The sequence below is a fragment of the Rhodosalinus halophilus genome, assembly GCF_003298775.1.
GTDB lineage: Bacteria > Pseudomonadota > Alphaproteobacteria > Rhodobacterales > Rhodobacteraceae > Rhodosalinus > Rhodosalinus halophilus.
Genome location: NZ_QNTQ01000020.1, coordinates 1 through 26,449, shown reverse-complemented (window position 1 = coordinate 26,449; position 26,449 = coordinate 1). Strand labels below are relative to the sequence as shown.

Annotated in this window: 21 protein-coding genes, 1 tRNA gene and 2 pseudogenes; 10 read left to right on the top strand and 14 right to left on the bottom strand. The window is 65.7% G+C overall.

The window, feature by feature from the left end; translation table 11 throughout:
* Window positions 1–6: 6 nt before the first annotated feature.
* Entirely contained in the window at window positions 7–189 is a 183-nt protein-coding gene (locus tag DRV85_RS16540; protein WP_113290640.1) for a DUF3553 domain-containing protein, read from the bottom strand.
* Here DRV85_RS16540 and DRV85_RS16535 point away from each other — a divergent pair.
* On the top strand, window positions 188–820 hold the full coding sequence (locus DRV85_RS16535; RefSeq protein ID WP_158540187.1) for a histidine phosphotransferase family protein: 633 nt from the start codon (window positions 188–190) through the stop codon (window positions 818–820). The genes DRV85_RS16540 and DRV85_RS16535 overlap by 2 nt on opposite strands.
* A 5-nt stretch (window positions 821–825) precedes the next feature.
* Here DRV85_RS16535 and DRV85_RS16530 read toward each other — a convergent pair whose 3' ends face one another.
* From DRV85_RS16530 to DRV85_RS16500, 7 genes are all read right to left on the bottom strand, one after another.
* Window positions 826–2,091 (bottom strand): glutamate-5-semialdehyde dehydrogenase, encoded by a 1,266-nt coding sequence (locus DRV85_RS16530; RefSeq protein WP_113290583.1) that lies wholly within the window; start codon window positions 2,089–2,091, stop codon window positions 826–828.
* Between the two features lie 47 nt (window positions 2,092–2,138).
* Entirely contained in the window at window positions 2,139–3,245 is a 1,107-nt protein-coding gene (proB, locus tag DRV85_RS16525) for a glutamate 5-kinase (RefSeq protein ID WP_113290582.1), read from the bottom strand.
* Window positions 3,233–4,270, bottom strand: coding sequence for a GTPase ObgE (gene obgE / locus DRV85_RS16520; RefSeq protein ID WP_113290581.1), 1,038 nt, complete (start codon window positions 4,268–4,270; stop codon window positions 3,233–3,235). The genes proB and obgE overlap by 13 nt, the downstream gene beginning before the upstream one ends.
* A 55-nt stretch (window positions 4,271–4,325) precedes the next feature.
* Window positions 4,326–4,865 (bottom strand): GNAT family N-acetyltransferase, encoded by a 540-nt coding sequence (locus tag DRV85_RS16515; RefSeq protein WP_113290580.1) that lies wholly within the window; start codon window positions 4,863–4,865, stop codon window positions 4,326–4,328.
* 97 nt (window positions 4,866–4,962) lie between these two features.
* Entirely contained in the window at window positions 4,963–5,232 is a 270-nt protein-coding gene (gene rpmA, locus DRV85_RS16510; protein ID WP_113290579.1) for a 50S ribosomal protein L27, read from the bottom strand.
* Between the two features lie 6 nt (window positions 5,233–5,238).
* Window positions 5,239–5,886 (bottom strand): 50S ribosomal protein L21, encoded by a 648-nt coding sequence (locus DRV85_RS16505; RefSeq protein WP_113290578.1) that lies wholly within the window; start codon window positions 5,884–5,886, stop codon window positions 5,239–5,241.
* A 188-nt stretch (window positions 5,887–6,074) separates the two neighbouring features.
* A complete protein-coding gene (locus tag DRV85_RS16500) occupies window positions 6,075–6,902 on the bottom strand; it encodes a DUF2059 domain-containing protein (RefSeq protein ID WP_113290577.1) in 828 nt (275 codons plus the stop codon).
* Between the two features lie 254 nt (window positions 6,903–7,156).
* Here DRV85_RS16500 and DRV85_RS16495 point away from each other — a divergent pair.
* A tRNA-Ser gene (locus DRV85_RS16495) sits at window positions 7,157–7,246 on the top strand.
* Between the two features lie 638 nt (window positions 7,247–7,884).
* On the opposite strand, the gene cas2 is transcribed toward DRV85_RS16495, so the two are convergent.
* Together cas2 and cas1 are read right to left on the bottom strand one after the other, a co-directional pair.
* A complete protein-coding gene (gene cas2 / locus DRV85_RS16490; RefSeq protein WP_199526052.1) occupies window positions 7,885–8,232 on the bottom strand; it encodes a CRISPR-associated endonuclease Cas2 in 348 nt (115 codons plus the stop codon).
* Window positions 8,225–8,878 carry a type II CRISPR-associated endonuclease Cas1 gene (cas1, locus tag DRV85_RS16485; protein WP_113290575.1) on the bottom strand — a complete coding sequence of 218 codons (654 nt, stop codon included), beginning with the start codon at window positions 8,876–8,878 and terminating at the stop codon, window positions 8,225–8,227. The genes cas2 and cas1 overlap by 8 nt, the downstream gene beginning before the upstream one ends.
* Here cas1 and DRV85_RS16480 point away from each other — a divergent pair.
* Both DRV85_RS16480 and DRV85_RS16475 read left to right on the top strand, forming a co-directional pair.
* A pseudogene (locus DRV85_RS16480) lies at window positions 8,877–10,267 on the top strand (IS256 family transposase). The gene cas1 and the pseudogene DRV85_RS16480 overlap by 2 nt on opposite strands.
* A 204-nt stretch (window positions 10,268–10,471) precedes the next feature.
* Window positions 10,472–10,777, top strand: coding sequence for an H-NS histone family protein (locus DRV85_RS16475; protein ID WP_113290574.1), 306 nt, complete (start codon window positions 10,472–10,474; stop codon window positions 10,775–10,777).
* Window positions 10,778–11,075: 298 nt separating this feature from the next.
* Here DRV85_RS16475 and DRV85_RS16470 read toward each other — a convergent pair whose 3' ends face one another.
* Together DRV85_RS16470 and DRV85_RS16465 are read right to left on the bottom strand one after the other, a co-directional pair.
* A complete protein-coding gene (locus tag DRV85_RS16470) occupies window positions 11,076–11,609 on the bottom strand; it encodes a hypothetical protein (protein ID WP_113290573.1) in 534 nt (177 codons plus the stop codon).
* Window positions 11,610–11,963: 354 nt separating this feature from the next.
* Window positions 11,964–12,530: an EF-hand domain-containing protein gene (locus DRV85_RS16465; protein WP_113290572.1), complete on the bottom strand. Its 567-nt coding sequence runs from the start codon at window positions 12,528–12,530 to the stop codon at window positions 11,964–11,966.
* A 495-nt stretch (window positions 12,531–13,025) separates the two neighbouring features.
* Here DRV85_RS16465 and DRV85_RS19585 point away from each other — a divergent pair.
* A pseudogene (locus tag DRV85_RS19585) lies at window positions 13,026–13,772 on the top strand (ZIP family metal transporter); the annotation flags it as partial.
* A gap of 161 nt (window positions 13,773–13,933) precedes the next feature.
* Window positions 13,934–16,513, top strand: a complete 2,580-nt coding sequence (locus DRV85_RS19245) for an SGNH/GDSL hydrolase family protein (protein ID WP_158540185.1) — start codon at window positions 13,934–13,936, stop codon at window positions 16,511–16,513.
* Window positions 16,514–16,857: 344 nt separating this feature from the next.
* Here the strand turns inward: DRV85_RS19245 and DRV85_RS16445 are convergent, their stop codons facing one another.
* Both DRV85_RS16445 and DRV85_RS16440 read right to left on the bottom strand, forming a co-directional pair.
* Window positions 16,858–17,523, bottom strand: a complete 666-nt coding sequence (locus tag DRV85_RS16445) for a HEPN domain-containing protein (RefSeq protein ID WP_199526041.1) — start codon at window positions 17,521–17,523, stop codon at window positions 16,858–16,860.
* Window positions 17,524–17,549: 26 nt separating this feature from the next.
* Window positions 17,550–18,524 carry a helix-turn-helix transcriptional regulator gene (locus tag DRV85_RS16440; protein ID WP_113290570.1) on the bottom strand — a complete coding sequence of 325 codons (975 nt, stop codon included), beginning with the start codon at window positions 18,522–18,524 and terminating at the stop codon, window positions 17,550–17,552.
* A gap of 137 nt (window positions 18,525–18,661) precedes the next feature.
* Here DRV85_RS16440 and DRV85_RS16435 point away from each other — a divergent pair, with 137 nt between their 5' ends.
* From DRV85_RS16435 to DRV85_RS16420, 4 genes are all read left to right on the top strand, one after another.
* The gene (locus tag DRV85_RS16435; RefSeq protein ID WP_113290638.1) at window positions 18,662–18,940 is read left to right on the top strand and encodes a hypothetical protein; all 279 of its coding nucleotides are present in this window, start codon (window positions 18,662–18,664) and stop codon (window positions 18,938–18,940) included.
* A 144-nt stretch (window positions 18,941–19,084) separates the two neighbouring features.
* Window positions 19,085–22,414 carry a TM0106 family RecB-like putative nuclease gene (locus DRV85_RS16430; protein ID WP_113290569.1) on the top strand — a complete coding sequence of 1,110 codons (3,330 nt, stop codon included), beginning with the start codon at window positions 19,085–19,087 and terminating at the stop codon, window positions 22,412–22,414.
* Window positions 22,392–24,995, top strand: coding sequence for an AAA family ATPase (locus DRV85_RS16425; protein ID WP_199526039.1), 2,604 nt, complete (start codon window positions 22,392–22,394; stop codon window positions 24,993–24,995). The genes DRV85_RS16430 and DRV85_RS16425 overlap by 23 nt, the downstream gene beginning before the upstream one ends.
* Window positions 24,992–26,338 carry an McrC family protein gene (locus tag DRV85_RS16420; RefSeq protein WP_113290567.1) on the top strand — a complete coding sequence of 449 codons (1,347 nt, stop codon included), beginning with the start codon at window positions 24,992–24,994 and terminating at the stop codon, window positions 26,336–26,338. Before DRV85_RS16425 ends, DRV85_RS16420 begins: the two co-directional genes overlap by 4 nt.
* Window positions 26,339–26,449: the final 111 nt, after the last annotated feature.

The window sequence follows — 26,449 nt, the reverse complement described above, 5'->3', positions numbered from 1 at the left end:
ACTGAATCAGGGTTCGATGACGGGCACGAGGGTGATGCGGGCCCCATCGATCACGACCTTGCCCTCCTCGCGGAAGTTGACGGTGATCCGCCCGCCGATGTTGGATTGCACCTGCCCCACGCCCCAGTCGGGTCGGTCGGGGTGGCGCACCAGCATGCCCGGTTCGAGAAGTGCGTTGAGGTCGTTCATGTCGGTTGTCCCGGATACGGTCGCCCCTGAACCTAGTGCGGAACTCGCCGCGCTCATAGGGGCGCGGATCTGTCACGATCTCGTCAGCCCCGTGGGCGCGATCGCCAACGGGCTGGAGCTTCTTTCGCTGGAGGGTGGTGCGGCGTCTGGCCCGGAGCTGCAACTCGTCGCCGAGAGCTGCGCCAGCGCGCAATCGCGGCTGGCCTTTTTCCGCGTGGCCTTCGGTGCGCGCGCCGGCGCCGAGGCGCTCTCGGCGTCCGAGGCGGCGCGGCTCGCGCAGGGCTATCTGGGCGACACGCAGCTCGATCTCGACTGGACCGTGACCGCGGCGGTCGCGCGGGCGGAGGCGCAGCTGGCCTTCCTGGGCGTGATGTGCGCCGAGGCCACACTGCCGCGCGGCGGCGCGCTGCGCGTGGCGCGCGAGGACGGCCGATGGCGCCTGACGGCGGAGGGGCCGCGGATCCTCGCCGATACGGCCGGGTGGGAGCTTCTCCAGGGCGCCAAGGCGCCCGAACCCGGCGATGTCCCGCCCGCTCAGGTCGAGTTCGTCCTGCTCGCGCTGCTCGCCACTCAGTCCGGGCGCAGTCCGGAAGCGGCGCTGGAGTCCGAGAGCCTGCGGCTCACGATCTGACTGCGTCAGGGGCGCACCGTCCCGTCGCCCTCGACCAGATACTTGAAGCTCGTGAGCTGCTCGGCCCCCACCGGGCCGCGGGCATGCAGCTTGCCCGTGGCGATGCCGATCTCGGCGCCCATGCCGAACTCGCCGCCGTCAGCAAACTGCGTCGAGGCGTTGCGCATCAGGATTGCGCTGTCGAGCCGCTCGAAGAAGCGCGCCGCGGCGGCATCGTCCTCGGTCAGGATGGCGTCGGTGTGCTGCGAGCCGAAGGTGCGGATGTGGTCGATCGCCGCGTCGATGTCGGGGACGACCTTCGCGGCGATATCCATGTCGAGGTATTCGCGGCCCCAGTCCTCCGCCGTCGCGGGCACCGTGCCCTCGATGTGGGCCAGGCTCTCGTCGGCGTGCACGCGGACGCCGGCCTCGATCAGGCGGCGGATCACCCCCTGCCCGATCGTGTCGGCCACCTCGGCATGGATCAGAAGGCACTCGGCGGCGCCGCAGATGCCCGTGCGCCGGGTCTTGGCGTTCATAACCACCTTGAGCGCCTTCACCGGGTCGGCGGCGGCATCCACGTAGATGTGCACGATCCCCTCGAGATGGGCGAAGACCGGCACCCGCGCCTCGCGCTGCACGAGGCCCACGAGGCTCTTGCCGCCGCGCGGGACGATCACGTCGATATGCCCGGTCATGCCCAGCATCGCATTGACCGCCGCGCGGTCGCGCACCGGCACCATCTGGATCGCGTCGCGCGGCAGGCCGGCGGCCCCCAGCCCCTCCTGCAGCGCCGCGTGAATCGCGGCGGAAGAGTGCAGGCTCTCCGAGCCGCCGCGCAGGATCACGGCGTTGCCCGCCTTGAGGCAGAGCGCGCCCGCGTCGGCGGTGACGTTGGGCCGCGATTCATAGATCACGCCGATCACGCCGAGCGGCGTGCGCACGCGGCGGATGTGCAGGCCCGAGGGGCGATCCCATTCGGCCATGACCTCGCCCACCGGATCGGGCTGGGCGGCGACGGCGCGCAGCCCCTCCGCCATGGCCTTGATGCGGCCCTCGTCGAGCGCGAGCCGGTCCATCATCGCCGGCGAAAGCGCCTTCTCGCGCCCGAAGGCGAGATCCTTCTCGTTCGCCGCCATGACCTCGGACCGCGCGGCCCAGAGCGCGTCTGCCGCGGCCTCGAGAGCGTGCCGCTTGGCCTCGGCGGGCGCATAGGCGAGTTCGGCCGCGGCGGCGCGCGCCCGGCGGCCCATGCCGTCCATCAGCTCGGAAATCTCAGCCAGATCCTTCATGGGGCTGCCTCCTGTCTCGGGCCCGTCCTCCATACCCCATATCGGGGTCAGAGCGCCATATCGTCACGGTGGATCAGCGCCGCGCGCCCGGGGTAGCCCAGCAGCGCCTCGATCTCCGAGGAGCGGTGCCCGGCGATGGCGCGCGCCTCGTCAGCCGTGTAGCGCGACAACCCCTGCCCCAGCTTGCGCCCCTGCCGGTCGAGGATCGCCACGGGGTCGCCGCGGCCGAAGGCGCCGCTCGCAGCGACCACCCCTGCCGGCAGCAGGCTCTTGCCGCGGGCGAGCGCGTCGGCCGCACCCGCGTCCACCCGGAGCTCGCCGCGCGGCTTCATCGCCGCGATCCAGCGTTTGCGCGCCGAGGCCGGATCGAGATTGGGAAGGAACCAGGTGGCGGGCGCGCCCTCTTCCAGCGCGCGCAGCGGATGATCCCGTGCGCCCGCCGTGATCGCGAGCGCGCAGCCCGCCGCCATCGCCGTGCGCGCGGCCATGAGCTTGGTCTTCATGCCGCCCTTGGAGAGCCCGCTGCCGGCGTCGCCGGCCATCGCCTCGATCTCGGGGGTGATCTCCTCGATCACGTCGAAGCGGCGGGCCTCCGGGTCGGCGAGCGGATTCGCCGTGTAGAGCCCGTCCACGTCGGACAGCAGCACCAGCCGGTCGGCCCCCACGGTCACCGCCACCTGCGCGGCGAGGCGGTCGTTGTCGCCGTAGCGGATCTCGTCGGTGGCCACGGTGTCGTTCTCGTTCACGATCGGCACCGCGCCGAGCGCGAGCAGCGTGCCGAGCGTCGCGCGCGAATTGAGATAACGGCGGCGGTCGGCGCTGTCCTCGAGCGTGACGAGCACCTGGGCCGCCGTCAGGCCGTGCGGCGCGAGCGCCTCCTCGTAGGCGCGGGCGAGGCGGATCTGGCCCACCGCGGCCGCCGCCTGGCTCTGCTCGAGCGGCAGCGTCCCCTGCCCCAGGCCCAGAGCCCCACGGCCCAGCGCGATGGAGCCCGATGAGACGATCACCACCTCGGCGCCCTGTCCCTTCAGCCGGGCGACGTCTGCCGCCAGCGTGTCCAGCCAGTCGCGCCGCAACCCGCCCGTCGCGCGATCGACGAGCAGGGCGGAGCCGATCTTGACGACGATGCGCGCCGCGCCGGTCAGGGACGCCACGGTTCCTCCTCCTGGGTGGCATCGCGCTCGGCGGCGCGCGCCGCCGCGATCTCGGCGCGCAGGGCGCGCAGCACCTCGGTCAGCCCTTCTCGGCTCACCCCCGATATCTCGAAGACCTCGCCGCCGCAGGCCTCCCGCAACTCCGTCGCCGCCGCCGCGCGCGCCTCCGCGTCCAGCGCGTCGACCTTGTTGAGCGCGGTGATCCGCGGCTTGTCGTTGAGATGGCCGCCGTAGAGTTCGAGCTCGCGGATCACCGTCCGCCAGTCCTCGGCGATTGTGTCAGACGTGCCGTCCACCAGATGCAGCAGCACCGCGCAGCGCTCGACGTGGCCCAGGAAACGGTCGCCGATGCCGCGGCCCTCGTGCGCGCCCTCGATGAGTCCCGGAATGTCGGCGACCACGAACTCGTGTCCGTCCACGCCCACGACCCCGAGGTTCGGATGCAGGGTGGTGAAGGGATAATCCGCGATCTTCGGCCGCGCGTTCGACGTGGCGGCCAGGAAGGTGGATTTGCCCGCGTTGGGCAGGCCCAGAAGCCCCACGTCGGCGATGAGCTTGAGCCGCAGCCAGAGCGTGCGCTCCACCCCTTCCTGGCCCGGATTGGCGCGGCGCGGCGCCTGGTTGGTGGAGGTCTTGAAGTGCAGGTTGCCCCAGCCGCCGTTGCCGCCCCGGGCGAGCAGGACGCGCTGCCCCACCTCGGTGAGATCCGCGATCACGGTCTCCTGATCCTCCTCGAGGATCTCGGTGCCCACGGGCACCCGCAGCGTGACGCCCGCGCCGTCCGCGCCGGTGCGCGCCTTGCCCATGCCGGCGCGGCCGTTCTTCGCGAAGAAATGCTGCTGATAGCGGAAGTCGATCAGCGTGTTGAGCCCATCGACCGCTTCGGCCCAGACGTCGCCGCCCCGGCCGCCGTCGCCACCGTCCGGCCCGCCGAACTCGACGAACTTCTCCCGGCGGAAGCTCACGGCACCCGCGCCGCCCGAGCCCGAGCGGATATGCACCTTGGCGAGATCGAGGAACTTCATGCGCGCGCGGCCTCCTCAGCCGTCCCGCGCGCTCTAGCGCGGCGCGCGGGCGGGCTCAATCCAGTTTGCGGGTATAGGTCCAGGTCGGAACCTTGGCCGCGCGGGCGACCGAATACCCCTCGGCATCGCCGAGATAGGCGAAGCCGCATTGCGTCAGAACCCGCGCGGAGGCGGGGTTGTCCTGGAACACCGAGGCGAACATCGCCGTCTGCCTGAGCGGGTTGGCGGCGACCAGGGCGCGCACCGCCTCCTGCGCGAAGCCCGTGTTCCAGAAGGCCGGACCGACCCAGTATCCCAGTTCGGACTGGTCGCGATCCATGCGCTTGAGCCCGATGACGCCCATCAGTTCGGGGCCGCCGTGCCGGGTGGCGTCCATGACCCAGACATCCTCGTCCCGCTCGTCCGAAAGCGAGCGGGCGATGAAGGCCTCGACCGCGCCGGGCGGCATGGGGTGCGGTATCGACCGCGTCATGCGCGCCACGCGCAGATCCCCGGCGTAGAGCTCGATCAGCCCCGCATCCGAGGGCGACAGCGGGCGCAGGTCGAGGCGCGCGGTCTCGATGACAGGCTGCGCGCGAACCATCTGGACGGTCATGCTTCTCCTCCCATGGACAGGCGACGCCTGCCCCAAAGCATGTGGGGGACCGGCCTCGCCGATCCCCCATTCATTGCGTCGACATGTCGGGAACGGCTTACTCGGCGGCCTCCGCCACGGGTTTGACGGATACGAAGGTGCGGCCCTTGAACCCCTTGTGGAAGGTCACGCGCCCCTCGGCGGTGGCGAAGATCGTGTGATCCTTGCCCTGGCCCACGCCCTCGCCCGGCCACCACTTGTTGCCGCGCTGACGCAGGATGATGTTGCCGGGGCGTGCCTCCTGTCCGCCGAAGAGCTTGACGCCAAGGCGCCGGCCCTCGGAGTCGCGGCCGTTGCGCGACGAGCCGCCTGCTTTCTTGTGTGCCATATGCCCTTACTCCTTCTCTGCCGCGAGCGCCTTGGCCTGTTCGACCCAGCCCTCGCGCTCGATACGGCCCTTGAACGAGAGCGCCTCGTCCATCTTCGCGACGTCCTCTTCGGTCCAGCCCGCGATCTGCGCGAAGCTGGTCACGCCCGCCGATTGCAGCTTCTCGGCCAGTTTCGGGCCGACGCCCGACAGCTTGGTCAGATCGTCGCCGCCCGCCGCGGGCGCGGCTTTGGCGGGCGCGGATTTCGTCGCGGCCGCGGATTTCGCCGGCGCGTTGGCTTCCGCGGTGCGCGGCGCCTTGCCCGCACCCACGGCGGCCTTGACGCCCGAGCTGTCCGCGCCCTTCTCCAGGATCTCCGTCACCTTGACGAGCGTCAGCTGCTGGCGATGGCCCTTTGTGCGCTTGGACGAGTGCTTGCGCCGGCGGCGGACGAAATGGATCACCTTCTCGCCCTTGATCTGGCCCAGAACCTCGGCCTGCACCGCGGCGCCCTCGACGAAGGGCGCGCCGACCACCGGGTTCGATCCGCCCAGCATCAGCACATCGTTGAACTGCACGGTTTCGCCGGCCTCGGCCGCGAGCTTCTCGATCTCCAGTGTGTCGCCGGGCGCCACCCGGTACTGCTTACCGCCAGTCTTCATGACCGCGAACATGCGCGTCTTCCCTTTTTCCCCGCGTCCTGCGGCCCCCGCCTTGCGGGCGTTCATGGCCGGCGTTCCGGCCGCCTGCGGACAGCGCGCCCCGCGAGGGGGGCGACGTTTACAACGAAACGGGCGCGGCCTGACGACCCCGCCCGAGATGCGCGCTTATCGGGCGCGCGCGGCGCGATGTCAAGCCCGCATCAGAGCTCCGTCGCCTGCATCTCCCGCGCGATGGCGAGGCCCAGCGCATAGGAGATCTCGGCATACATCCGGTCGAAGCCCGCAAAGAGCGCGCGGTTCATCGCCCGGCCCGCCTCGGTCTCCGAAAGCGTCACGTAGCGCTGCAGCACCTCGGCGGAGACGGGATCGTAGGCCATGAGAAGGAAGCCGTAGAGCCACTCGCGCGTGTCGGCGCGGGTCTCTTCCTCCTGCGCCCAGACGTCGGCGAGCATCTCGCCCTCGGTCATCTCGAGCGCGCCACCGTCGGCCAGCCCGCGGTAGAAGGCGAAGTTCGAGTTGAGCGCGCCCACGACGTTCGCCTCGACCAGATCGTTGGCCTGCACGAAATCGCGCACCAGCCGGAAGGTCTCGTCCGGATCGGCCGCGCGGGCGAGATAATCCTCGCGCGCCGCCGCTTCGACGTCCTCGTCCATCATCGCGCGCCGCGCGCTCACCTCCAGCGCCACGAGCCGCTGCCCCGCCTCGGTGTCGAAGAAGGCGATCAGCGGCCCGGGATCCACATCCTCCATCGCCGCGACGAAACCGTCGCGCACCGTGGCCGCCATCCGGGCGGGATCGTAGATGCGCGAGACGGTGCGCTCCCACTGGCCCGAGGCGCCGGCGGGCAGCATCTCCTCGGCGAGCGTCGCGCCGTAGTCGACCCCCTCCTCGCGCATCACCTGCACGATCTCGGGCAGCCCGATCAACTCGACCAGGCGCGTCAGGCCGTCCGGCTGGGCCGCGGCACGCTCGGCCGAGAGGACGCCCGACGCGAGCGCGAGAACGGTGGCGCAGGCGCGCAGGAACATGACGGACCCTCCCTCGGCGTCTCCCCGAGACTAGGCGCGTCCCGGCCGCTTTCCAAGGCCCCCGCCGGCGCGGGCGCCCCAGAATCCGGTTGCGCGCACACGGCTGCTTCGCTAGACCGCGCCGCAGACCAGCGGAGCGGCACGGGCAGACCGGGCGCGCATCCGGGCCGTGCGCCGCAATCACCGCGGGCGCACGAAGCCCCGAACGACGATCCGCACCCCCCTTCGCCCGGCCCGCACGGGCGAGGCCGGACGGACAGGTGGCCGAGTGGTCGAAGGCGCCGGTTTCGAAAACCGGTAGGCGTTAACGCGTCTCGTGGGTTCGAATCCCACCCTGTCCGCCACTTGTCCCCGCGAAAGCGTGCTCCCGATCCGGCTGCGGCCGGATTTTTCTGTTATATTCAAGGGTTATGCGGGTGGGGCTGAGCACCGGCCCCGGCGCTAGGAGGCCCGAAAGCGGTCTCTCAGGGCCGGTATTCTCCGGACCTCGTGACTGCGCCGATTTAGTGAATAGGTCATAAGCCCATGTAGAGATTTAGGAAATTCAAGTTTTTGAAATTGCTTGGACTGGAGTGGCATTTGAATCTGCCGCGACCGGGTTCGGAAGTTCTCAGGCCATGGCTGGGTGATTGTAGGACAATGCATCCAGCGGTGGGCGATGTAACGGCAATCCGGGCTCGGGTTTGGCCACGCCGCTTCTTCTGCTAGGATAGGCAACACCGACGGCCTGATGGCTACCACGTCCGGGTTTGGCCACGCCGCTTCTTCTGCTAGGATCGTCGGCGGTGTTCACCTGCTTCGCGTAGAAGTCCGGGTTTGGCCACGCCGCTTCTTATGCTAGGATCCCGCATCTCGCGCGCCGGCAGGCGTACGCGTCCGGGTTTGGCCACGCCGCTTCTTCTGCTAGGATAAGCCCCGCGCAACCTCTTGTTGCGCGGGGCTTTTTCTTGATTCCTGCTGCCGGGAATCGAGCGCAGGGCCATCAAAACAGGGCCAGTTGGCGCGGTTTTTCGTCGGGTTTCGCCGGTCTGGTCCGCCCGCGAAAGACTTGGCTTTGCGCATATTGCTTGTCTGTAAAGAAGAGCACTTGCACATGGCCCGCCTCCGGAACGCAGCCCCCAACCTGTTGCGCGAAGGATTCCGCCTTCTCGCGACTCCACGCATGGCGAAGATACACCGAGAACTGGACCATCTCGAAGCCCAGATCGAGAAGATCATTTCGAAACCGCGTGGCGCGCTTGCGTTCTGCCTTGGTGCCGACGGGGAGATCGAAGAGAACCCAGACCCACATAACCCGATATCCTGACAGTTGCTTGTAGCGTTCAGGCATGCTCGGTCTCGCCCACTACGTCCGGCAGCGGCCGGGATGGGAAATCCAGCTTCAGCTTGCGATCGAGGAAGGACCGCGCGAGGCTTTGCGCAAGGCGGACAAGAACCTGTGAGAGTGGCGTAGCCCCGTTTCGGGTCGGGAAATCGGCCGAGAGGCACGCGACAAGGTCCTCGCGGGCGTCCTCCACACAGGCGCGCCCCTCTGCCCTGAGGCGGTGGACGATCAGGTCCACCGTCGAGCGGAACGGCTCCATGAGATCATCGGCCAGCGCCAGCGCATCGCCGCCTGAGCGATGATGGACCGACAGCGAAGGGTGCAGACCGGCGGAGACGATGGCGCGGACGGTTGCGGCGCGAAGCACGGCGTACCCGTAGTTGAGCATCGCGTTGGCGCCATCCGCTCCGCGGTCGCGCCGGAAATCCCGTCCCATCATGAGGGGCCAATAGGCTTGTGCCGCCTGCGCTTCGCGATTGTCCGGGTCGCCCGAGCGAACCGCAGTCAAAAGCCTTCGCAAGCGTTCCGAGGGTTGGCCGATCCTGTCCAAAGCCTGAGCTATGCTCGAAAATGGGTGATGGGGCCTGAGAAGGCGGCGTATCGTGGCGGGTGCTGAAACCTGCCAGACCCTCCCGAAGGAGCGATACGCCATGGACGACGATACCACGATCACCCCGCTTCACCAGCCCGGATCCGTGGAAGACCCGCTGACCGAGATCGCGCGTGAAGGCGCGCGGCGCATGCTGGCTGCGGCGCTGCGGGCCGAGGCCGATGCCTTCGTCGCGCAACATGCCGAGGAGACCCTGCCCGACGGGCGCCAGCGGGTCGTGCGGCACGGGTACGGGCCGGACGGAGCGCAGCGTCCAGACCGGGATCGGCGCGCTCGAGGTGCGCCGCCCGAAGGTCCGGGATCGCGCCGAGGGCGTGCCGGCCGAGAGAAAGATCCGCTTCAGCTCCGGCATCCTGCCCCGCTGGGCGCGGCGCTCGAAGAGCCTCGATGCCCTGCTGCCGGTGCTCTACCTGCGCGGGATCTCCACCGGGGACTTCCTGGGTGAGGCACCGAACGCGACCCGTCCGAGAGAGGGGCCGAACCTCTCTGCGATCCTCGGCGCCGATGCGCCGAACCTGTCGCCGAACGTCATTTCGCGCCTGACCGGCGAGTGGCAGAAGGAATACGACCGCTGGCAGCGCCGCGACCTCTCTGCGCGGCGATACGTCTACATCTGGGCCGTCGCCAATGGGGCTCGAACCAGTGGCGCCCACATTGGCGACCGTCTACCTGCAGGCCCGCATGGAGGCCCAGGCCGAGTGCAGGCTGGTCATTCTCGGGTTCGGCGGGCTTACGCGGCCGCATCGGCGGCCACGGTCCCGCCTCACCCCCTGAGGGGAAGAAGGAGCTCGTCGGCTTCCAGGTCGGCGTACGCGAGAGCGCGCGAGACGCTGGCGCGAGCTGCTGGTCGACATCAAGGCCCGCGGCCTGAAGGTGCCGCCCGAGATCGCCGTCGGCGACGGGGCCATGGGCTTTTGGAAGGCGCTCGACGAGGTCTTTCCCGGCACGCGTCACCAGCGTTGCTGGGTGCACAAGACCACGAACGTCCTGAACAAGTTCCCGAAATCCATGCATCCGGCGGTGAAGACCGATCTGCGCGAGATCTGGCAGGCCGAGACCCGCGCCACGGCCGAGGCCGCCATGGACACCTTCACCGAGAAATACGGGACCAAGTACGACAAGGCCGTGATCTGCCTGACGAAGGACCGGGAGGCATTGCTGGCGTTCTTCGACTTCCCCGCCGACCACTGGGACCACCTCCGCACCGGCAACCCCATCGAGAGCGTCTTCGCCACCGTTCGGCACCGGACCGTCCGGACCAAGGGCGCGCTCTCGCAGAAGACGGCGATGCTCATGGTCTTCAAGCTCGTTCAGGCCACCGCGAAGACGTGGCGCCGCCTGAAGGGCGCGAACCGGGTGCCTCAGGTCATCGAAGGCGTCACATTCACCGACGGCGTCGCAGCCCGCGACACCGAAACCCGCGCCGCCTGATCAGGCCGCGTCACCCAGAATCGGTCATAGCTCAGGGTTGCCTCCTATTCGGTGAGCATGTTCGACTAATGGGTGTGCCATCTTTCTAGTTTCCAGTTGTCTTGAAATCGGTGCAGCGCCGCAGCGCAAGCCGCACCAACTCAAATTGAGGACAGCTTGGCCGAAACAAAAAGTCGGACCCTGACCCGAGACGAACTATTCGACATGCCCCCCGATGAACTGCAGGCCCTGCGCAGGGATGTCGACCGCGCGCTTGCGCATATCGATGAACGCTACAGGCTGGAAGCGCTCGCGGCCCTTCGGGCAGAAGCGGCAAAGCGCGGGTTCGAGCTAGATGAACTGCTGAAGGCCGGAGGCGGCTTGGGGGCTAGCAAGTCGAAAGGAACGCCGCGCTACGTGCACCCGAAGGACCCGAGCCTCACTTGGACCGGTAAGGGGCGCCGGCCGAACTGGGTCAACGAATACATTCAGCGTGGGGGCCAACTGGCCGACCTCGAGATTGGCCGCTGAGCGCCAGTGGGCGGCTTGCGTCCATGACGCGAGCCGTCCGCCCGGTAATAGCCAAAGACGGGCGCTTCGGCCTCATTACTTTCCACGGCTCTGCCGCTCCAGGATCGCGTTGACCTTCTGCATCTGGCGGCCGTTCGGCCCCTATTGCTCCGTCGACGCAGGAGCGCCGTTCTTACCGTCGGAGCCTTGCATCAATTAAAGGGGTTCGGGGCCACGGCAGCCGGCCACAGACGACGGACAGCCATCACGTAAGCCTCCTGCCGCCAGCGACCTGGACGGCTACCCTTTCCTTCCTGGCCTAGTCCGCATCCTCCAACGGCTCAGCTTCCAGCTCCCAGCTATACTTGAAGCCTGTCGGGCGCTGCTGTTCGTCGTAGGCAATGCGGTAGCCCGTCGCCTTGCCGAACCGTTCGCCGTCGACAAAGAGATACTCCCCCTTACGGGCCTCCACCCGCATCTCGCTGAGAGGAACCTCGGGCTCGCTGAACTCTGAGTGCAGCGTGAGGACGGCCGCGATCATGCGCCGTGCATCTGCCTCAGATTCGATTCGATAATCGGCGGGCAGAAGCGTGAGGAAGTTTTCCCTGCTCTCGGGAGTGCCGTGGCGGTGTATACGCAGCACCTCTCCATCGTGGACAGCCATGAAGAGCATGCTCCGCCCACCACCATACTGCTCTATCGCAACTCGCCACACTGTGGTCTCGATCAACTCGTCGAGCGCCGCCTTATGGAAGGGCTCGGAGGACACGGAAACCTGTTCGAGCACATGCTGCCTGATCAGCGCCGGCGCTTTCTGGGCGTCGGCTGAGCCGCCTGACAATGTGAGCGACAAGGCTAGGCTGCTGACAAGGACATGGGCGGGTCTTCGAGCAAAACAGTGTTTCAAACCAGAAACCTCTCTTTCCGCGACTGCCAAATATTGTCGACGTGACGCTCCACCCCTCGCGCATCGCTTCCTATCGCGTCAACCTTGGTCCACTGCCGTCTCATTTGGGTGGCACGCTGCGCACTGCCAGACCTTTGCTGCACCACGAGCGCGGAACCGACGGGGTATCGAAACTTGATCTAGATCAAAAACGGATTGCTCGCGCTGAAGAGGGGCAATGGGTCATGAACTGGTGGCCTGCGACGAAAGACGGCTCCGGCTTTCAGGCCGGAGCAGATCCGTGCGCGAGAAGAGAGTGTATCAGCCGCGCCCCCCGCCGTTACCACCTCCGTTGCCGCCGCCGTTACCACCTGCGTTGCCACCACCATTTCCGGCTCCGTGGCCGCCGCCGTTGCCGCCTGCGGCGCCCGGTCCTGCGTCGTCCCCGGCGCCACTTGCGTCGGCAGCGACTTCGCCGCCTCTGCCGTATCCATGCCCGTTGTCGCCCTTCGCCGCGCTCGCCTCGGCACCGCGTGCACTCCGGTTGTCGCCCTTCGCCGTACTCGCTTCGAGGCCGCGGCCGGTCGGTCCGGTTCCTTCGTCGGTATCCTCGTCTTCGGCAATTTCGTCCTGCTCTTCGGCGTCGTCGGCCTCTTCGGCCGCCTCTTCAGCGGCTTCCGCTTCGTCCTCGCTCACGAGACCGTCACCATCGGTATCGTAGCTCGCGAGCGTGCCGGCGCCTGCATCCCCGAAAGCGGAATCGAGTTCCGCCGCATCGAGCATTCCGTCGTCGTTGGTGTCGATGCTGGAGAAGGTCTGGCCCTGCGCCAGTGCCGTGGTCCCGTAGAGGGCGGCCGCGATCGTGAGCGTGAGAAGCTTGCAGTTCATGGGTGAGAACTCCTGATGGTTCCGGTCGGGAGGACCGAGCGTTGAGAACGGTGGTCAACTGGCGTTCGCGCCAAGCCGATGCTCCAAATGTGGCCGAAAGTGGAGCTCGGCGTGGAATTGCTGTGGCGGTTCTGTTAGAGGAAAGCTCGCTTGACCGAACTCGTGGCCTCTCGTGATTGACCGCTCGCCAAAGGCAGCGCCGCTCGCCGTCGATCTTCACCAACATCTCGTCGAGGTGCGAGCTACACCGCTTTGCTGGAGCAAGTCCTCGACGTTCCGGAGCGGTGGTGGGAAACGGACGTAAAGGATCACTGCCAGGCCGATGATCTCGGGGCTGTCTTGAAGTACTGGAACGGGCCGCGCTTGCTCGTGGTCGGACGCTGGGCGACGCCCGCACACTGAAGGCCTCGCACGGTCCCACTTTCAGCCCAGGTCCGGGACGCTGCGTCAGGAGGAGTATCCGTTGGACGCCCTTCCCCGGTTGCGCTCGGCTTTCTGGGCAGCTTCGCCGCAGGTTCGTTGACGGCGCTCGGAGCCGTTCCGGCTCTGTTCGCACAGATTCTGTCACGCGCGATGCGTGACCTCGTTCTCCACTTCGCCGCAGGAGGAATGCCGTCGGCTTCGTTCTTTTCGCTGATCATCCCAGCACTCGACGCGGCAGATCTCCGGTTAGAGCGCGGCGCTATGCTGGCTGCGCACGTCAGTCTGGCCATCGTTCTGGGCATGGCGGTACTGGCGTTGATAAACGAGCGGCTCCCGCATCAGCATTTCCGAAGTGGCAGAGAAGGGCCAGACGCGGCAGTGCTTCGGCGCGTCTGACTCTTCACCATCGCGATCACGATCCACAATGTTCCCGAGGACCTGGCGGATGGCGTGGGCTTCGCCGCGGAGGGTCTTGGGGGGGGCCTCCCGCTCGCCATTGGTATCGGGCTTCAGAATGCGCCCGAGGGTATCGCCGTCGCGGTTGCGCTCCTCGGCGAGGGTTACGGCAAAGGGCGCGCATGGAGCGTCGCTGCGCTCACCGGACTGGTAGAACCGCTGAGCGGTCTTCTTGGGGCCTGTGTCATCACGTTGTCGTAATCGCTGCTGCCTTGGCGCCTCGCTTTTGCCGCAGGAGCGATGCTCTATGTCATCGGCCATGAGATCATCCCCGAAACCCACCGGCGCGGGCTTCAGAACACGGCAACGCTCGGCCTCAGCATCGGGCTGATTGTGATGATGTTTCTCGACGTCTGGCTCGGCTGGGCCGCGCGCTGCAGCCTCGCGCGGATCGGCCCACAGGATCGCGCGCTGTTTCCTCCGTCGGCTCGAATGTGCTATCACTTGCACAACTATAGGGGGAAGGTGGATGGGCGACTTTCCCGTCTTGGTGCGGCGAGGCGGAACGACAGGAGTGTTGCGCCATGCCAAAAGCCCCAGAGTTCACCGTCCGTGCCGATCGCCGCTTCCCGGTTCGCAACGAGGACGAAGCCACCGTCAGGAAGGCCTTTGTCCAGGCTCTGTCCCGCCACTACGACACCCATGCGCATCGCTACCACGAGGAGTACGTCAATCCTCCTGGCCTCGGGCTGTTCGTCGAGGACTTTCCGGGAACGCGCACCGAGCGGCTCGACGTCCCGATTGATACGGTTGATCCGAAGCCGATCCCCGTCCCCAATCCGTTTCCGCCGGACAAGCCAGGAAACGGGGGCTTTTCAGGCGGCCCACGGCCAAGGCCGCAGTCGATCCCGAAGGGCGGACCAATCGGCAAGCCGTTGCCCCTGATCGAAGAGATAGAGGTGCCCGACGTTCCTGAACATGTCGCGGACTACGTCTGGCACGTCTCGCGGCGCGAGGACGATTTCGATTTCGACGACATCCGGCCGGTCGAGCGCCGCACCATAAAGGGCGTCACTCGGATGGTGGGCGAGCCCTGGAAGCTGAAGCTCGCGATCCCCGGCCCAGGCACCTATGACATCCGGATCCGCCAGCGAAGCGACAGCGGACGCACGGTTTTCGAGCGGGAGACGACGCTGGATCTGCGCGACTTCCTCGTCGTGGCGCTGGGAGATTCCTATTCCTCAGGCCAGGGCAATCCCGACATTCCCGGCGCGCCCGACCACGACAATGCCTGGTATGACGTGTTCCTGCCGACCCTCGGTTTCGTCGTATCGCTCTCGGGCGGCATGTTCACTGCGCCGCTCGCCTACAGGTTTGGGAAAGAGGCGCTCGACGCTGCGAAGGACATGCTCGCCGAGAAGTGGCCGACAATCGCACGCCAGCAGAAGGCGACGATCGCGACCGACCCTGATCCCGTCTGGCAGGAGCCTGCGGCCTACCGTTCGCTCAAGTGCGGCACCGCGCTCGGTGCCGGCAGCCTGGAGAACCCAGAACTGGGTCGTCTCGTGACCTTCCTGAATTTCGCGCGGACCGGTTCCGAGGTGTTCGACGGGTTGCTGGGCCCGCGCACCTCGGACGGGCTGCCGATCGACGACTGGATCGGCAACATGGGCCAGGTCGAGGAAATGGCCGAAACGCTCACCCGCGCCGGCCGAACCGAAATCGACGCGCTGGTGATCTCGATCGGCGTCAACGACCTCGGCTTCGCGACGCGGTTGACGAGCCTGGTGGCCGACGACAGCATCGCCCTTCTAGGCGGCGTCGGCGACGACACGAAAAACCGGGAAGAGACGCTGAAGCGCGCCGAGCATCTGCTGGATTCGGGCAAGATCCGCGGCGCGCTAGACAGCCTTCGGCAGGCGCTGGAAGAGCTGCCACTCTCGATCCACCAAGTTTACCTGCTGGAATACCCCGCCGCGATCTTCGACCGCGCCGACGGCAAGCCGCATCCGGGCTGCGAGATATTTGGCTCTGCCTTCGATCTGGACATCGATCAGCGCGACGCGGAGCTCACCCGGCATCTCGGCCTGCGCCTGAACGAGGTGATCCGCGAGGCCGCCAACGATTTCGGCTGGGTCCACGTCGGCAACATCGATGCGGGTTTCCGCGGCCACGGCTATTGCATGGGCGAGGACAGCTTCTACCGCACCGCTAGCCAGTCGCTGGTGCTGCAAGGCGATACCGAAGGCACGATGCATCCCAACGGCGCGGGGCACGCTGTGGTGGGCGAACAGGTCGCCCAAGCACTCGAGCAGCACATGGTTGCCGCCGCACGTCCACCCGAAGTCGTGCGAACCGAGATCGAGGCCTGGCGGGTCGCGGGCGTGGACGAGCAGTGGAAGCCGGTCCGTTTCGGGCAGGATTACGACATGCCGCCTGTGGTCCTTGCCTCGCTCCAGACCTTCGCGGGCTCCGACCCGTCGCTCGCGCGGGTCCGTGAGGCCGACACGCGAGGCTTCCAGGTTCGCGTCGAGGAGGAGCAGGCCGGCGAGCCACACCACAATGCTGAGGAGGTCGGCTTCGCTGTCCTTCGGCCGGGGCTGCTGCGAGACCGGCAGACCGGCGAGATAGTTGGGGAAGCCGGCAGCCTCAGTGTCGATCAACCCTCCGCCGACCTGTGGCGCACCCTGACCTTCGACGAGCGGATCACCGGCGATGTGGTCGTTGTCATGCAGGTGATGTCGGCAAACGGCCACCAGCCGGTCCATGTCCGGCTAAGGGACGTCGGCGAGGCCGCCGACGGGCGTCGGCAACTCCGCTTCAAGATGGAGGAGTGGCGGACCGCCGACGGCCAGCACTTCGAGGAGCGTATCGGCTATCTCGTCCTCAAAGTCGGGGAACACACGTTGCGTGGGGCCGAGATCTTCGCTTCGCTCGTTGACGGCGTGGACGAAAGCTGGCGGCGGAGCGTGGTGTTCAACGCGCGGCCGGGAGGGACGCCCGTCGTTCTGACGCAATGCCAGACCTTCCGTGGGGCTGACCCGGTCGTGGTGCGGCAGAAGAACGTGGAGCGGGACCACTTCGATGTCCGTCTGCAGGAAGACAGGCAGGGCGGCGATCACGTCGGCGAGTCCGTGGGTTTCATCGTGGTCGAGGCGGCTTAGCGAGACAGTTGTAAACACCGAAGTACGACATAAGACAGACAAGTCTCGCTGCGTTGAGCATCTGAATTCGTCTGATCACCATCATCGGTCCGCCGCGTCGCTCTCGTTTTCGCGACGATCTGGCGGAGCGGCTGCGCAACGGGCGCTTCTGACGTCGGCCACCTCGGGCAATGCCACCCGTCGTCGAGTACAGCTCGGAGTTATCGGCACGGGCGGCCGAGGAACTGGCCCTGCTGCCGGAGGGCTCGGCGGTCGCGGAGATGCTCAGCGACTAGGCAGTCATGCGGGGGAGCAAGCGCGGGTTTGCGATGGGTCGCGGGCATGGCGTTGAACGGCAGACACCGCTACTCGACGACTGGATAAAATGGCCGGCCCCAATCCTCCTGCGGGTTGTCCATCATTAGGTCCACGAAAACCGGGAGCAGGAAGGCGAGTATCGCTGCGCCATCGCGGACCTGTGCCCGGTTCACTCCGCTGTTCCAGGTCGATCCGCCGTGCACCAACTGATTACGCAGCACGTAGAGCCGGTCGAAGACGAAGCTGAGAACACGCACGCTGTCGCCGGCCTGGAACGACTGTGCGAAGCTGCGAGAGGACGATCGGAACCTCTCCTCCCAATCCTCGAACCCGTCGATGCCGTTCTGATGCTGCCAGAAGGGGTTGAAGACGAAACGGTTCTCCATGAGGGTCCGAACAGGACCGGAGAACCGCTGCCATAGCGCCTTGTAGATGCGCCGCTCTTCGTCCCGCGCCACCAGCTTGCCGAAGTAATCGACGAATGCAGCTCTCTCTCCGGTTACCACCGACTGGAATTCGCGTTCGTCCGCGTAAGCTGCGTTGAAGGCGATCCAGAGGAAGATGAAGCGTGCATCGTGATCGTCACCGCACGCCTCGGCTCGTCCGATCCAGCTGATGGAGCGGTGCACGCGCAGGCCCATCGTCTCGGGAAAGCCTGCACGGATCGCGCGTTGCTTTTCCTTCAAGGCGCTGAACGACAGGCTGTCTTGCATCGAATCTCTCCGTCTCAAATTCTCGTTCACGGCATCGCGCCGAAATCGGATCGGCGGTATCCGTCGACCATCGCCCGGAGTGCATCCGGGGCAATCACCTCGACCTTGTCCCCCCACTGGTAGAGGTGCCACGTCATCTCCACCCAGCCTGCCGCCTCGAAACGCACGACAAGGCTGCCGTCTTCTTGCGCCTCGAGCACTTGGCGGGGATGAAAGCGGAAGCCCGCAGCGCGTTCGGCCGCCTCTGGCGCGAAACGCCAGATCACCTCCCCATACTGTTCGGGATCCTGCCAGACGCCGAAGGACCGCGCGGCGTAATCCGTGATGTTGAAACCGTCCTGCAGCGCAAAGCTCTCGTCCAGGACTTCCGCATCGCGGATCAGATCGATGCGGAAATTGCGTACCTCGTCTGCCTTTGCAGGGTCGCGTGCCGCCAGATAAGTCCGGTGGCCCAGCAAGACCCCGTGCGGTTCGAGGATGCGGCTTGCGTCGTCCCGGTTGTAGCGCACGCGCAGCCGAAGCGGGCCGCGCAGTGCCTCGATGATGGCGTCCAGTACGTCCGTCTCGACACTGACCCTCGGGCCGGGGCGCGTGACCTGTCCCATTGCCGCGAGGACCGCCTCGGCATCGGTCTCGATGCGGGACCGGGAGGGTGCCTGCGCAAGCAGCCTCTCGCGCAACTCGACCAGAGCCCGGGCATGACGCAGACGACCCTCAGCCTCTGCCCCGCGAGCAGCGATCTCCAAGGCCTCCACACCTGTTGCGTGGCGAAGTTGCAGGCGGTCGAGGCCGGGATCGAGTAGGCGCCAACGTCGTTTGCGGTCTTCGCCATCCTCTACCAGGACGTTTCCGAAGGTCTCCTCCAGCGCGTCGGTCATCCGCTGCGCGGTCCGGTGGGACACTCCGAACTCCAGCGCGATCTCCTCGAGGCTGATCCCACTGCGTCTTGCCGCAGCCAACTGCGCAAGCCGGATCAAGTCCTGAGCCTTGGAAAAGGACATGCGCGCCTCTCAGCCTGCCAATTTTTGACACCCTCGGAGGCTAAGAAGGTATCTGTTGCCTGTCGACCTGATTCTCTCACCGCTGCGGTGGAACGGGCGAAAGGCAGACAGAAGCTTCGGAAGGGAGATTGATGGCCATGAGTGGGCGTGTGATCAGGATCGAACGAGTTTCTCCACGTGAAGGCGTTGTAGAAGAACCAGACTTCACGTCGAAAGGTTACCGACTTGGCGACCCTGCACATGGCAATGCCAAGCATCACGCAGAACACACCGTCTATGTGAAGACCCTCGATGAAGCTGCAGAGCTGATCGAGAAAGGCTTCTCTCTGTGGATGGGGGCGAAGGGGAAGCGAGCTTCGCTGATTTCACCGCAGAGCCTGCGGATCTTCCGTGACGGAAATACCAAGAAGGCTTGAGGCGTGGCTGTTCGTACCCCTTCCAGGTGCCGGACCTTCGCAAGGGCCGACAGTTATTGACACCCACAGGTGTGATTTATGAAGCTGCAATCAGGAGACGTTTTCCGCGGTTCGGGTTGCGCTCATTGACGATTGAAGGAGCCCATGCGGGAATTCGACGGCGGCATTCTTTTCTCGGCGAGCGATCTGATGCGGTTCATGGGCTGCGCCCATGCCACGAAGCTCGATCTCATGCGCCTGCGCGGCGAAGGGCCGGAGCCAGGCGCGGACAGTGAGGACGCTGCTCTGCTACAGAAGCAGGGCGACGCGCATGAGGCGGCGCATCTCGAGCGTTTGAAGGTTTCTGGCAGGTCCGTGGTCGAGATCCCGCGCGGCGACCTTGCGCGCGATGCGGAGGCCACGCGCGCAGCGCTGACCGAAGGTGCCGAGGTGGTCTTTCAGGGCGCATTCCTGTCGGGCAACTGGGGCGGCTGGTCTGACTTCCTGGAGCGCGTGGAGCGCCCCTCCGCGCTCGGGCCCTTCAGCTACGAGGTCGCCGACACCAAGCTTAAACGCCGGCCGCATCCGAAACACGTCCTGCAACTCGTGCTCTATTCCGACCTTCTGGCCGAAGTGCAGGGCGCGGCGCCCGAGTTCGCTCATGTCGAGCTCGGCTCCGGCGAACGCGCGACGCTGCGGCTCGCCGACTACGCCCATTATGCGCGCGGCGCGCGGGCGCGGCTGGAGGCCTTCGTGGCGAACCCTTCGCCCACGCGCCCCATCCCCTGCGCCGATTGCGCGCTGTGCCGCTGGGCCGACCATTGCGCCGGCGTCTGGGAGGCCGAGGACAACCTCTTCAACGTGGCGGGCATCAGCCGCGGACAGGTGAAAAAGCTTGAGGCCGCGGGGATCAAGACGATGGAAGCGCTGGCCCGCCTCGACCAACCGATCCGCGGCATGGCCGAGACCACGCGCGCGAAGCTCTTGGCTCAGGCCCGGCTTCAACATGCCCGCAAGACCGGGGAGCCGGCTTACGAACTGCGCGCGCCCGAGCCGGGCAAGGGCTTCGACCTGCTGCCAGAGCCGACGCCCGGCGACATCTTCTACGACATCGAGGGCGATCCGCATTACGAGGGCGGCCTCGAATACCTGCACGGCGTGTGGTGCGACGGGGACTTTCACGCGTTCTGGGCACATGATCATGAGGCCGAGGCGCAGGCATTGTCGGAGCTGCTTGCGTTCTTTCGGGCGCGGCTCGATGCGCATCCGGATGCGCGGATCTACCATTACGCACCCTACGAGATCACCGCGCTGCGTCGGCTGACCACGAAATACGGGATCGGTGAGGCCTTTCTCGACCGGCTCCTCCGCGAGCGCCGCTTCGTCGATCTCTACGCCGTCGTGCGCGGCGGGCTGATCTGCTCGGAAGCCAACTATTCGATCAAATCGATGGAAGCCTTCTATGACCGAAAGCGCGAAGGTGAGGTGACGACGGCGGGCGGGTCGGTGGTCGCCTACGAACGCTGGCGCGAGACGGGCGAGCAGCAGATCCTCGACGAGATCGAGGACTACAACCGCATCGACTGCATCTCCACTGAGGAACTCCGCGATTGGCTGGTCCGGATCCGGCCCGAAGGCCCCTGGCCGCGTCTGGGCGAGGACGCGGGCGACAAGGAAGAGGCAGAAGACGCCGACGCCGCAGACCTGCGTGCCATGCTCGCCGCATCCGGCCTGCCCGAGGAACGACAGAAGACGCTCTTCAATCTCGGCCTCTTTCACAAGCGCGAGGCGAAACCGGCGCAATGGGCCGTCTTCGACAGCGCCGGGAAGGATGAGGACGAGTTGATCGACGACCTCGACGCGCTCGCCGGGCTCGAGGCTGCCGGCCCGGCGGAACCGGTGAAACGTTCCTTCGTTCGCCCCTACCGATACCCGCCGCAGGAGACGAAACTCCGGCCCGGGAAATCCCCGACGGTGCCAGTCTTCGACGGTGCGCCCGTCAGTGTGACAGTGATTGAGATGGATCGCGCGGCGCGGTATGTGGCCGTGAAGGCGGGCCCCGGGAAGGACCATCTTCTGGCCGAGCGTCTGTCCCTGCATCCTAGCTGGCCGATAGACCCCAAGCCCATCCCTGGCGCATTGCGCGATGTCATCGCCGACCAATGCGAGGCCCGTCGCTATACGGCTGCGGGCGACCTGCTGTCCCGCGCCACCCCGCGGCTGACGGGCCGCCCTGTCGAGGCGGTTCTGGACGGCGCCGATCCGGTGGCCGGCACGATCGCGGCCGTGGGCGCGATGGATGGCACCGTGCTGCCGATCCACGGACCGCCCGGCACTGGCAAGACCTATGTCACCGCTCGGGCGGTTCTGTCGCTGGTGCGCAAGGGATACCGGGTCGGCGTGGCTTCGAACAGCCACGAGGCCATTCGCAACGTGCTGATGGGGTGCCTACAGGCCCTCCGGGAAGACGACCCCGACATTACCGTCGAAGACGCTGAACTGGCGCACAAGGTTAGCGGCGAAGACGACGGCTATCCCGAAGGGTTTACCGGTGTCACCCGGACCACCTCCAACGACGATCCGGCGCTAATGCGCGCGCATGTCGTCGGCGGCACGGCGTGGTTCTTTTCTCGTGACGACAAGGTGCAGGCATTCGACTGGCTGTTCGTGGACGAGGCCGGACAGGTCGGTCTCGCCAACATGGCCGCGATGGCGCGGGCCGCGCGCAACCTCGTGCTGGTGGGCGATCCGCGCCAGTTGCCGCAGGTGATCCAGGGCGCGCATCCGAACCCCGCGAACCTCTCCTGCCTCGACTGGATGCTGGGCGATCAAGCGACGATCCCCCCGGACCGCGGCATCTTCCTGCCCGTCTCGCGGCGCATGCACCCCGAGGTCTGCCGCTTCATCTCGCAGCAGGTCTATGAGGGTCGGTTGACCAGCCACCCCGATACCGCGCGCCAGGCCGTAACCGGCACGCATTTCCCCGAGGCAGGGGCCTTCTGGGTGCCGGTCGCGCATGAGGGGAATGCGCAGGTCTCGATCGAGGAGGTCGGCGCGATCCAGGCCGCGGTCGCCGACCTTCTGCAAGGCGAGTGGACGGAGAAGGACGGCACGCGCCGCCCCATGCGCGAGACTGACATCATCGTCGTCGCGCCGTACAACGCGCAGGTGAACGCCCTGCGCGACGCGCTGCCGCCCGGCATCCGCGTGGGCACGGTCGACAAGTTCCAGGGACAGGAGGCGCCGGTCTGCCTGGTCTCGATGACTGCCTCATCGGCCGAGGAAACGCCGCGTGGTATGGACTTCCTGTTCTCCCTCAACCGCATCAACGTGGCTGTCTCGCGCGCCAAGGGGCTGGCGCTGGTCTTCAGCGCGCCGCGCCTGCGTGAGGCGAAGTGTGAGACGGTCGAGCAGATGCGGCTGGCAAATACGCTCTGTGCACTACAAACTTCCCCCAAGATGGAGGCATCCCTTGGAGAAACGGGAAAGCAATAACGTCGACGCTTCTTATACAGGAGGCGAGATCAAGAGATTCAGCGAGCTACGGGGCAAGCTCCTTGAAACGGAAGCCCAAGAGTCACTCGATATCTTGCTCGATTTCAGCCGAAAACTGGGCGGCGGCTACTCTGTGGAGGCCGAGAGTGGTCGCGACGTGGTGAATCTCTACGACCTTCGCTCCGGGCGAGTGAATCCCTTTGCGTTCATAGTGAACAAGAGGGATATTTTATTCTATATCCGTGGGCCCGCCTTCAAACACTTTGGATTTGACTTTGGCATTGATGGATTGCGAGAGGTATTCGTTGAAGGCGATCTGAACAAGAATAATAAGGGCGAAATCACCATCAGAGTGGGTGATCCTTCGGACGCCGAGAAAGTGATCATGGAAGTTCTTGAACCTTATTTGGGTAGCGAGAAAGGCCAGTCCGCAGCACGTCAGTTAGCACGCAAAGACGTCGAAGCCGCAATGGATGCCTTTGATCGATACAGCCAGACTGGTGAACAAAGCGAAATCTTCCGCCACTTCGGAGATCCCCGAGACTATTGGGTGAGATCCAGTCGCGATCGTGAGAATCGTGTCTATCCCAGCAAGCCGCTCGTGGGGTACCTCCTCGACAAGACTGAACTGAATGGAGGGTGGGGCCAAAAAGCTGACGCGGCAGCCCGGCTTCACAACTCGGGCTTCATCATCTTTGATCAGCATGATGAGCCTGTCCCGGTACCCGAGCGATACGAACATCTAATCTCAGGTGCTGAACGCATCAGGCTTTGCGCGCTCAATTACTTTATCGAGCCGGCTCGGGAGAAGCACCTGAAAACTGTGACCATACGTGCTGGGGGCCTGGCCAGCGCAATGGGGCTGAAGAACGCTTTCCCAAATATCTGCCAGGCTCTCGGTGGCGAGAAGCTTCAGCAGCTTGCGAAGGTTCCGCCGCCCGCGATTTCAGAGCCGAACCCTAGCAGCTCAACAACATTTACCTACCAACTTGGATCTAAATCGGAAGCGGACACAATGGACCAAGCGAGCACGACGATATCGACGTCCGCAACCAACCTCATCCTTTATGGGCCGCCGGGGACAGGGAAAACCTTCGCCACCGCGGCGGAAGCGGTGCGGCTCTGTGGCGAGCCAGTCCCGCAGGATCGGGCCGAGCTCATGGCGGTCTACGAGAGGCTCGTGGCGGCCGGGCGCATCGAGTTCGTCACATTTCACCAGTCGATGTCTTACGAGGATTTCGTCGAAGGTCGGCAGCCCATGACAGGGGCGGATGGAGACGGCGAGGCAGAGTCTGCGGGCTTCCGGCTCGAAACGGTCCACGGGGTTTTCAGGCGGATCGCGAAGCGCGCGGAGACCAGCCGTGGCCGCTCATCGGGTGATGACATGATCAGGCTGGAGGGCCGCCAGGTCTTCAAGATGTCGATCGGTGAAGCGAACAACCCCGAGGACGCGCACTTGTTCGAGGAAGCGATAGAGGGCGGCTACACACTCCTCGGCTTCGACGACATCGACTGGAGCGATGAGAAGTACGCCAGCCGGGAGGCGATCTTCGAAGCCTGCAAAGACCACCGAGACGGCGGCGGCGACATAGATGCAAGATCCGGATGGGTCCAGATGCCCTTTCGATTCCGGAACTGGGTCCGGCAAGGCGACATCGTCATCGTGTCGAAGGGAAACCAGCAGTTCCGTGCCATCGGGGAGTTCGTCGGCGACTACGAGTTCAAGCCACGGCCGGGAGGAGGCTATGCCCACCGGCGCGCGGTGCGATGGCTTTGGGTGGATCGTGACGGGGTACCGGTCAGCGAGATCTACAGCCGCGGCTTCATGCAGCAGTCGATTTATCTGCTCTACGACAGCGAGCTCAATATTCCGGCGCTCGAGCGCTACATGAACAGTCAGAGGACCGACGGGGGTGACGAGCCCGATCATTTCGTTCTGATTATCGACGAGATCAACCGGGCGAACATTTCCAGGGTCTTCGGCGAACTGATCACCCTTCTTGAGGCCGACCAGCGGCTCAACCAGCCGAATGCGGTACGGGTCCGCTTGCCCTATTCCGGTGACGAATTCGGCGTGCCGTCCAACCTGCACATCCTCGGCACTATGAACACCGCCGACCGCTCGATCGCGCTTCTCGACACTGCACTCCGGCGGCGGTTCACCTTCCGTGAAATGATGCCTGATGCATCCATCCTCGAAGACGCTGGTCAGAAATGCGGGATCGACCTGCCGCGGCTTCTCACCACGATCAATAAGCGGATCGAGTATCTCTACGACCGGGAGCATCAAATCGGCCATGCCTACTTCACCGCGTGCCGCTCGCAAGCCGATGTCGACGAGGTCATGCGCCACAAGGTCATCCCGCTCCTCGCAGAATACTTTTTCGAAGACTGGGCCAAGATCGCGGCGGTACTCGGCGACTTGGAAGCGCACGAAGGTCCGATCGCCGGTGGCTTTCTCAAGCGTGCGATCCTGAACCCGCCTCCGGGCCTCGAGGACGGCGATGCCGTCGCCCGGTTTCGCTGGCAGGTTCGATCCGTGGATGAGGGCTTCGACTACAGCAAGTTGGTCGCGGCATGATCCGCCGCACGATCCGTGAGTGGGAGCGTATCGCCTACGGGTCCTCAGACAACGAAATCCCGGAGACGCAAGCAGACCGGCTTGCCGCGGTTGCGCGGGCCTCGACCTTCTCCGGGCGCGGGGGTGAAGGCGTGCTGGAACACGGGCGGAAGGGGCTCCGCGCACGTGGCGTCGTCGGCGTTGTTGCCACCCCCGGCTGCCAACTGGAGATCCTCCCGAAGATTGAGGGGGGCGGCGAGAGCGGGGTGTTGGATGCGGTGCTCCGGCAGCGCCTCATCCACATGCTTGCGGTGACATACGATCTGCCAATCGAAGCCGGCGCGATGACGCAGCTCGGCTGGCAGCGTGAGACCGTGCTCGAACTCCTGATCCGTCTGTTCTGTGCGAAGCTGATCGACGCGGTCCGGCAGGGGATGCCGCGCCACTACCTCGAACATGAAGACGACTTGCCTGCGCTTCGGGGGCGCCTGGACGTGACACGGCAGTTCTCGAAGCTCGCGGTCTCGCCACAGAAGCTCGCTTGTCGTTTCGATGCACTGTCGCCGGACATAGCGCTGAACCAGGTGATGCGGGCGGCGGTCAGCAAGCTGTCGCGTCTGTCCGGTGCACCGGATAACCAGCGCGCGCTGCGCGAACTGAGCTTCGTGTACGCCGACGTAGCCGACGTCCCTCCGAACGCCCTCCGCTGGGACCGGATCGTCCTGGACCGCACCAATCGTCGTTGGCGGGGTCTCCTGTCTCTTGCGCGCCTGTTTCTATCGGACCGGCACCAGCAGACGAGCGCGGGAACCATCGAAGGTCACGCGCTGCTATTCGAGATGAACGTCCTGTTCGAAGCATATATCGAACGGATCCTGTCGCGTGCTCTGGCCGGCACGGGCTTCCGTGTTTTGTCGCAAGGCGGCCATCGAGATTGTCTCTACGAAGGCGAGACCGGGCGCTTCCGCACAAGGCCGGACCTCATCGTCCGGCAGGGTGAGAGGATCGCGCTGATCATCGACACCAAGTGGAAGCGCATGACGCCGCGGATCGACGATCCGAAGCAGGGGATCAGCCAGGCGGACATCTACCAGCTTATGGCATATGGCAGGCTATACGACTGCCCGAACGTCGTACTGCTATACCCCCATCATGGCGACCTGCCGCCCGATCCGATCCGCCGGCGGTACTCCATCGCGGCTAGGGGGGCGGACGAAACGCTGATCGTGGCCACTCAAGACCTCGCCGGCAAACAGCGAGACCACAGGAATGCCCTTCGACAACTAGTCCTCGATTGCCTGCCGCGTGACGATCGATCGGAGGCTGCCCCTCATAAGGAGGAAGCGCTTTTTCATTCTATATGAATAGCTTACTCGCACCTGAGCGCGCTTTTGAACCTGCCTTCGAGCCAGAGAGCGTTCGACGCGGGTCCCGTCCCCTCCGCCACTTGCCTTCGCGAAAGCGTTCTCCCGGTC